Origin of the sequence: Streptomyces sp. SID486 (assembly GCF_009865385.1) — a bacterium.
GTDB lineage: Bacteria > Actinomycetota > Actinomycetes > Streptomycetales > Streptomycetaceae > Streptomyces.
In genome coordinates this window covers 1-8353 of the sequence record NZ_WWJT01000795.1, presented here as the reverse complement: position 1 = coordinate 8353, position 8353 = coordinate 1, and the positions used below count along the sequence as shown (strand labels likewise).

At 72.3% G+C, this 8353-nt stretch carries 4 protein-coding genes and 2 pseudogenes; 1 reads left to right on the top strand and 5 read right to left on the bottom strand.

The annotated features are described in order from the left end of the window. The first annotated feature begins 40 nt into the window (after positions 1-40). A pseudogene (locus GT045_RS37890) lies at positions 41-900 on the top strand (IS5 family transposase). Positions 901-1071: 171 nt separating this feature from the next. Here the strand turns inward: GT045_RS37890 and ftsH are convergent. From ftsH to GT045_RS37865, 5 genes and pseudogenes are all read right to left on the bottom strand, one after another. Further along, positions 1072-3015 carry an ATP-dependent zinc metalloprotease FtsH gene (gene ftsH / locus GT045_RS37885; protein ID WP_161297639.1) on the bottom strand — a complete coding sequence of 648 codons (1944 nt, stop codon included), beginning with the start codon at positions 3013-3015 and terminating at the stop codon, positions 1072-1074. An 87-nt stretch (positions 3016-3102) separates the two neighbouring features. Continuing rightward, a complete protein-coding gene (gene ffh, locus GT045_RS37880) occupies positions 3103-4650 on the bottom strand; it encodes a signal recognition particle protein (RefSeq protein WP_161297640.1) in 1548 nt (515 codons plus the stop codon). A 160-nt stretch (positions 4651-4810) separates the two neighbouring features. Continuing rightward, positions 4811-7300: a [protein-PII] uridylyltransferase gene (locus GT045_RS37875; protein ID WP_161336984.1), complete on the bottom strand. Its 2490-nt coding sequence runs from the start codon at positions 7298-7300 to the stop codon at positions 4811-4813. A 28-nt stretch (positions 7301-7328) separates the two neighbouring features. Continuing rightward, positions 7329-7667 (bottom strand): P-II family nitrogen regulator, encoded by a 339-nt coding sequence (locus tag GT045_RS37870; RefSeq protein WP_039656487.1) that lies wholly within the window; start codon positions 7665-7667, stop codon positions 7329-7331. Continuing rightward, a pseudogene (locus tag GT045_RS37865) lies at positions 7664-8353 on the bottom strand (ammonium transporter); the annotation flags it as partial. The gene GT045_RS37870 and the pseudogene GT045_RS37865, both read right to left, overlap by 4 nt.

Sequence of the window (8353 nt, the reverse complement as noted above, 5' to 3'; positions counted from 1 at the left end):
CTAGGGATCGTCTTCAAAGGTGATCAAGTGATGAGGGATCATGCTTGTCGTGGTGCGTCGTCATGAGCTTTCGGATGCCGAGTGGGCAGTGTTGTCGCGGTTCCTGCCGAGTTCGGGGACCGCAGGGCGGCCCCGTTTGGACGACCGGGTGGTACTGAACGGGATCGTGTGGAAGCTGCGGACCGGATCGGCCTGGCGTGACGTGCCGGAACGTTATGGCTCCTGGCAGACCTTGTACACGCGTTTTCGCAGGTGGGCTCTGGACGGCACCTTCTCGCGCATGCTGCGGGCCATCCAGGCGGAGAGAGACGCGGCCGGAGACATCGACTGGCTCGTCTCGGTCGACTCCACCATCGTGCGGGCACACCAGCACGCCGCCGGCGGCAAAAAGGGGCCGTCGACAGGGACGAAGCGGGTGATCACGCCCTCGGTCGATCCCGTGGTGGACTGAGCACGAAAGTTCACCTGGCTTGCGACGGACGCGGCCGCCCTCTTGGCTTCGTCTTATCGGGCGGCAACGCCAACGACTGCACCCGCTTCGAGCAGGTGATGGGCTCGATCAGCGTGCCCAGAGTCGGGCCCGGGCGCCCGCGGACCCGGCCCGACCACGTGGTCGCCGACAAGGGCTACAGCTCTCGAAAGATCCGCGCCTACCTGCGACGACGCGGCATCCCGCACACCATCCCCGAACGCGTCGACCAGATCCTCGGCCGCTTGAACCGCGGCATACGCGGCGGTCGGCCGCCCGGCTTCGACCGGGACATCTACCGCCACCGCAACGTCGTCGAGCGCTGCTTCAACCGCCTCAAGCAGTGGCGCGGGCTGGCCACTCGCTACGACAAGACCCGCGAGTCCTACCAAGCCGCCGTCACCATCGCCTCAATCATGCTCTGGATCTGACCTTTGAAGACGATCTCTAGGTCCCGCCGCACCCCCGGCCCCCGGATCCGGCCAGGACACCGACGCTGTCACAGGCGCGGGCGCGGGCGCCGTCGCGGGCGAGGTCGCAGACGTTGTCACGGGCGCGGGCGTCGTCGCGGGTGCGGCTGCGAGGGCGGGGCGGGGCGGTCCCTAGGCGTCGGCGTCCTTGGTCAGGCGGGTGATCCCGGCGATCCGGTACGCGTCCGCCTCCTCCAGCGTCTCGCGCTCCAGCAGGGCCTGGGCCAGTGCGTCGAGCTGCCCCCGGTGGTCGCGGAGCTTGCGGCACGCCTCCTCGTAGCACTCGTCCACGATCCGCCGCATCTCGGTGTCGATCACGTCGAGGGTCTGCGGGGCGGCGGCGAGGCCGTACGCCTGCTGGGCGTCGTTGGGGAGCGCGGAGAGCCGGCCGACCTCCTCGCTCATGCCCCAGCGCGACACCATGCCGCGCGCGATGTTGGTGACCTGTTCCAGGTCGCTCTCGGAGCCGGTGGTGATCACGTCGTAGACGACGTGTTCGGCCGCCATGCCGCCCAGCGCGCCGATGATCCGGCCCCGCAGGTACTCCTCGGTGTACGCGTACCGGTCGGCGTCCGGGGTCGAGAGGGTGACGCCGAGCGCCCGGCCGCGCGGCACGATCGTGATCTTGCGGACCGGGTCGGCGCCGGGCTGGAGCATGCCCAGCAGCGCGTGCCCGCTCTCGTGGTAGGCGGTGCGCCGGCGTTCCTCCGCGGGCATCACCAGCGGACGCTCCGCGCCCAGCTGGACCTTCTCCAGCGCGTCGGACATGTCGGACCGGGTCACCCGGGGCTGCTTCCGCTTCACCGCGAGCAGCGCCGCCTCGTTGGCGAGGTTGGCCAGATCCGCACCCGTCATGCCCGGGGTCGTACGGGCGACCTGCGCGAGATCGACGTCGTCGGCGAGCGGGATGTCGCGGGTGTGGATCTCCAGGATGGCCTCGCGCCCGCCGCGGTCCGGCGGCGAGACCTGGACGACCCGGTCGAAGCGGCCGGGGCGGGTCAGGGCCGGGTCGAGGATGTCGGCGCGGTTGGTGGCGGCGATCACGATGACGCCCTCCGCGCCGGAGAAGCCGTCCATCTCGGTGAGGATCTGGTTCAGCGTCTGCTCGCGCTCGTCGTGCCCGCCCACGGAGGCGCCGCCGCCGCGCGCCCGCCCGATGGTGTCGATCTCGTCGATGAAGATGATCGACGGCGCCACCTTGCGGGCCTCGGCGAACAGCTCCCGGACCCGGGAGGCGCCCACGCCCACGATCATCTCGATGAACTCGGAGGCCGAGGCGGAGAAGAACGGCACGCCCGCCTCCCCGGCCACCGCCCGCGCCAGCAGGGTCTTTCCGGTGCCGGGCGGTCCCGCGAGCAGTACACCGCGTGGCATCTTGGCGCCCATCCGGCGATAGTCGTCGGGGTTCTTCAGGAAGTCGACGACGTCGTTCAGCTCGCCCTCGACCTCGTCGATCCCGGCGACGTCGGCGAACGTGGTGCGCTTCTCCCCCGGCACCAGCTCCACGGGTTTCGGCGGTGCCTTGCGGCCGAGCATGCCGCCCGCGCCGCCGAGCCCGGCGCTCATCCGCCGCGCGACGAACACCCACACGGCGATCAGCAGCAGCATCGGCGCCAGCGAGATGAGCAGGTTGGCGAGAAAGCTACGGTGCTGCACGACGGGCTCGGCCGTGACGTTGACCTTGTGCCTGGTCAGGTTCGCCCACAGGTCGTCGTCCGCGAACGACGGCCGCTCGGTGTTGAACTTGGTGAAGGAGCCGCCGCCCTCCGGGTTCTTCCGCTCCTTCTTGAGCTGGCCCTGGATGGAGTCGCCCTTGGCGTAGATCTTGTCGACGTTGCCGTCGTTCACCTGCTTGCTGAACTCGGTGTAGGAGATCGTCGGCTCGTTCGCCTGGTCGAAGTACGACAGCACCAGGTTCGCGATCAGGTACACGATCAGCGCGGTGAGGATCAGCCGCCACCAGCCGCCCCGCATGCTCCGTCCGCCGCCGGGCGACTGCTGCGACGGCTCCTCCGGGGCGCCCTCGGTACGCCAGGGCTGGTCCGGAGACTTGCGTGGCGGAGCGGGGTTGGTCATATCCGGACGGTACGACACGACCCCGGCACCGGCACGCGCAAGGGCGCCCCTCCGCGGGAAGGGCGCCCCAGGTGACCGTACGGGCGGTCAGCCCATGAACTTCTTGAACTCGTCCGGCAGCTCGAAGTCCTCGCCGCCCTGCTGCGGCAGCCCGAAGGCGCCGCCGTTCTGGGCAGCGGCCTCGCGGCGCTGGGCCTCCTCCAGCTCCTGCTGCTTGCGCTTCATCGGGTTGCCGGAGCGCTGCTTGCCCTTGGCCTTCTTCTGCTGCTTCTTCTGCCGGCCGGGGCCGCCGCCCATGCCCGGGAGCCCCGGCATACCCGGCATGCCGCCCTGGGCCATGCGGGACATCATCTTGCGCGCCTCGAAGAACCGCTCGACCAGGCCCTTCACCGCGCTGACCTCGACGCCGGAGCCCTTGGCGATACGGGCGCGGCGGGAGCCGTTGATGATCGTCGGGTCCTGGCGCTCGCCCGGGGTCATCGACTTGATGATCGCGGCGGTGCGGTCGACGTCCCGCTCGTCCAGGTTGGCGATCTGGTCCTTGATCTGGCCCATGCCCGGGAGCATGCCGAGCAGCTTGCTGATGCTGCCCATCTTCCTGACCTGCTCCATCTGGGACAGGAAGTCGTCCAGGGTGAATTCCTGGCCCTTCTTGGACGCCAGCTTGGAGGCCATCTTCTGGGCCTCTTCCTGGCTGAAGGTCTTCTCCGCCTGCTCGATCAGGGTGAGCAGGTCACCCATGTCGAGGATGCGGGAGGCCATCCGGTCCGGGTGGAACGCGTCGAAGTCGTCCAGCTTCTCGCCGTTCGACGCGAACATGATCGGCTTGCCGGTGATCTGCCGGATCGACAGGGCCGCGCCACCGCGGGCGTCACCGTCGAGCTTGGAGAGGACCACGCCGTCGAAGCCGACGCCGTCCCGGAACGCCTCGGCGGTGTTGACGGCGTCCTGGCCGATCATGGCGTCGACGACGAACAGGATCTCGTCCGGGGAGACGGCGTCCCGGATGTCCGCGGCCTGCTGCATCATCTCGGCGTCGATGCCGAGGCGGCCGGCGGTGTCCACGATCACGATGTCGTGGACCTTGGACCGGGCGAAGTCGATGGAGTCCTTGGCGACCTTCACCGGGTCACCGACGCCGTTGCCCGGCTCCGGCGCGTACACCGCGACGCCGGCGCGCTCGGCGACGACGCTCAGCTGGTTCACGGCGTTGGGGCGCTGGAGGTCGCAGGCGACCAGCAGCGGGGAGTGGCCCTGCTCCTTCAACCACCGGCCGAGCTTGCCCGCCAGGGTGGTCTTACCGGCACCCTGGAGACCGGCCAGCATGATCACGGTCGGCGGCTGCTTGGCGAACCGCAGGCGCCGGGTCTCGCCGCCGAGGATGGTGATCAGTTCCTCGTTGACGATCTTGAGGACCTGCTGGGCGGGGTTCAGCGCCCGGGAGACGTCGGCGCCGAGCGCGCGCTCCTTGAGGTTCTTGATGAACGTCCGGACGACGGGCAGGGCCACGTCCGCCTCGAGGAGCGCGATGCGGATTTCACGGGCCGTGGCGTCGATGTCCGCTTCGCTCAGCCGGCCCTTCCCGCGGAGGTTTTTGAAAGTCGCGCTGAGGCGGTCGGAGAGAGTATCGAACACGGCGGCTTCGGTCCTCGGAGTCGGGGGCGGTCTGAGCGTCTTCCAGGGTATCTGGCCCCGCGAGGCAACGGTCCCCGCCCGCCGCAATCGGCGGACGGGGCGCGCGCACCGGGCGCGTCCGGGGGGCGGCACACCGTGTCGACGGCCGCCCGCGGCGAGGTCACCCCCGCAGGGTCTCCTCCAGCACCCCCGCGAGGCTCGCCGCGTCCGGCCCGGGCAGCGGTGCCTGCGCTCCCGTCGTGACGTAGAACGCGTCCACCGCGTTGGAGCCCAGCGTGCTCACGTGCATGCTCCGCACCCGCACGCCCGCCTTCTCCAGGGCCGTCCCGATGCGGTGCAGCAGTCCCGGCGCGTCCTGGGCGCGGACCTCGATCACCGTGGCGTGGTGGGAGGCCGCCGGGGCCACCGTCACCCGGGGCGGCGGTGCGGTCCAGCCGCGGCGGCGCGGGTAGGCGGCGTCCCGCTCGGCCAGGCGCCCGGCGATGTCCAGGGAGCCGTCCAGGGCACGGACGAGGTCGGCGCGCAGCCGCGTCGCCTGGGGCAGGGAGCCGTACTCGGCCGCGACCCGCCAGTTGAGCAGGAGCACGGTGCCCTCGTCGTCCACGCCGTCCGGCAGCCGCAGGGCGCGCAGCTCCGCCGTGCGGACGGTGAGGCGGTGCACGGCGAGGACCCCGGCCACCGCGGGCAGGACGCCCGGCTGGTCGGGGACGGCGATGAGGAGTTCCACGCCCAGCGGTTCCGGATCGCCGGACCGTTCCTCGTCCGGCACCGGTTCGGTCTGGGCGCGCAGGGCGAGGACCGGGCCGCCGGTGCGGTGGGCCTCGACGGCGAGGCGCTCCTGCTCGGCGGTGGGCGCGGCCGGCTCGGGCTCGTCGGGGACGTCTCCGGCGAGGACGGCGCGCACGCGCCCCACGAGGTCGGCGACGAGGGAACCGCGCCAGGCGGACCAGGCGGCCGGGCCGGTCGCGAGGGCGTCCGCCTCCGTGAGGGCGTGCAGCAGCTCCAGGGTGCCGGGGGTGCCGACCGCCTCGGCGACCGCGCGGACGGTGGCGGGGTCGTCCAGGTCACGGCGGGTGGCCGTCTCGATCAGCAGCAGGTGGTGGCGGACGAGTGCCGACAGGACGGCCACGTCGGCGCGGTCGAAGCCGATCCGCGTGGCGACGTCCTTGGCGATGATCTCGCCGGCCAGCGAGTGGTCGCCGGGCCAGCCCTTGCCGATGTCGTGCAGCAGGGCGGCGACCAGGAGCAGGTCGGGGCGGCTGACGCGACGGGCCAGTTCGGAGGCGCGGACGGCGGTCTCGATCAGGTGCCGGTCGACCGTCCAGAGGTGTACGGCGTTGCGCTGGGGGCGGCAGCGGACCCGTTCCCAGTCGGGGAGCAGCCGGGTGATCAGGCCCTCGGCCTCCAGGGCCTCCCAGACGTCGACCGTCGGGCGGCCGGAGCCCAGCAGGGTGACCAGCTGTTCCCGGGCTTCGGCGGGCCAGGGGGCGGGCAGCGGGCGGACGGTGGCGGCCATCCGCCGCACGGCGTGCAGGGAGAGCGGGAGGCCGGCCTGTGCGGCGGCGGCAGCGGCGCGCAGCGGGAGGACGGGGTCGCGCTCGGGGCGGGCGGCGCGGGCGAGCACCACCTCGCCGTCCTGTTCGACCACGCCCTCGGCGAGCGGTGAGCGCTCGGCCGCGGGCCGGCCACCACCCATCAGGGCGCGCAGGCGTGGCCGTACGGCGCGCGAGCGCAGTACGCGCCCCACTTCGCGCCAGGTGACGTCGCCGGCGTACGCGATGACCCGCGCCGCCTCGTAGACCTGCCGGAGCAGGGCGTCCGCGTCGAGCAGGCCCAGCTCGCCGGCCACCTGGTCCTGCTCCTGCAGGGCGAGCCGGTCGGTGGCGCGTCCGGTGGCCAGGTGGAGGGCGTCGCGCACGTCGAGCAGGCTGCGGCGGGCGTCGGCCAGGCCCTCGCGCGGGGCGTCGGCGAGCCAGGAGGCGGCGACGGCGCGCAGGGCGGTGGCGTCGCGCAGGCCGCCGCGGGCCTCCTTGAGGTCGGGTTCCAGCAGGTAGCGCAGCTCGCCCTGGCGCCCGGCCCGCTCGGCGCACAGTTCCCGCAGCTCAGGGAGCCGTTTGGGAGCCTGGTTGCGCCAGTCGGTGAGGGCGGTGGTGCGCAGTGCGGCGGTGAGTCCGGCGTCGCCGGCGAGGTGCCGGGCGTCCAGCAGGCCGAGGTGGACCTTCAGGTCCTCACCGGCCGTCCTGCGGGCTTCCGCGGGGGTGCGCACGGAGTGGTCGAGGGCGAGGCCGAGGTCCCAGACGGGATACCAGAGCCGGTCGGCGAGGGCGGCGACCGCGGCTGGGTCGGAGCCGTCGTGCAGCAGGACGAGGTCGAGGTCGCTGCGCGGGGACAGTTCACCGCGGCCGTAGCCGCCGACGGCGACGAGCGAGACCCCGTCGAGTCCGCCCTCCGCTCGGCCGCCGCCCGGTCGCGGGAGCCGCCGCACCGCCGCGGTGAACAGTCCGGCGAGCCAGTCGTCGGTCAGTCCGGCGAGGGCGGCACGGCGCGGCGGCCCGGACCGCGTCCCCTCGGTGAGGAGGCGCAGCCGGGCCGCCGCGTAGCCGCCGGGTCCGGGGTCTTCCGTCTCTTGGCGCACATCCGTACCGCTCACCCAGCGACTCCTGTTCCGTTGCTCCAGCTCAGAGCGCGTCCGGGCCGCGCTCGCCGGTGCGGACCCGTACGGCCGTCTCGACGGGCAGGGACCACACCTTGCCGTCTCCGATCTTGCCGGTACGAGCCGCCTTGACGACGACTTCGATCAGCTGTTCGGCGTCGTCGTCCTCGGCCAGCACCTCGATGCGGATCTTGGGGACGAGGTCGACGGTGTACTCGGCGCCGCGGTAGACCTCGGTGTGGCCCCGCTGGCGGCCGTAGCCGCTGGCCTCGGTGACCGTCAGCCCGTGGACGCCGAAGGCCTGGAGGGCCTCCTTGATCTCGTCCAGCCGGTGGGGCTTGACGACCGCGGTGATGAGCTTCATGCATCCACCTTCCTGTTCTTCTGCGGGGCGGCCTGGGCGGGGGCGGCGGAGCCGATGACGCCGCCGCCGGTGCCGCTGAAGTCGTACGCGGTCTCGGCGTGCTCGGCCTGGTCGATGCCGGAGACCTCCCGGTCCTCGGCGACCCGCATGCCGAGGGTCCGGTCGAGCAGGAAGGCGAGGACGGCGGAGACGACCAGGGAGTAGGCGAGGACCGCGAAGACACCCGCGCACTGCTTCCACAGCTGGTCGAAGGAGTGGTCGCCGTAGAAGACGCCGGTCGCCGACGACTGCCCCTTGCCGGTGGCGAGGAAGCCGATCAGCAGGGATCCGATGATGCCGCCGACCATGTGGACACCGACGACGTCGAGGGAGTCGTCGAAGCCGAACCGGAACTTCAGGCCGACGGCCGCGGCGCAGGCGACGCCGGCGACGGCGCCGACGGCGATCGCGCCGAGCGGGGAGACCGCGCCGCCGGACGGGGTGATGGCGACGAGGCCCGCGACCGCGCCGGAGGCGGCGCCGAGCGTGGTGAACGCGCCGTGCCGGATCTTCTCGTAGGCGAGCCAGGCGAGCATCGCGGCGGCGGTGGCGACCTGGGTGTTGACGAACATCAGCGCGCCGACGCCGTCGTCGTTGCCGAGCCAGGAGCCGGCGTTGAAACCGAACCAGCCGAACCAGAGCAGGCC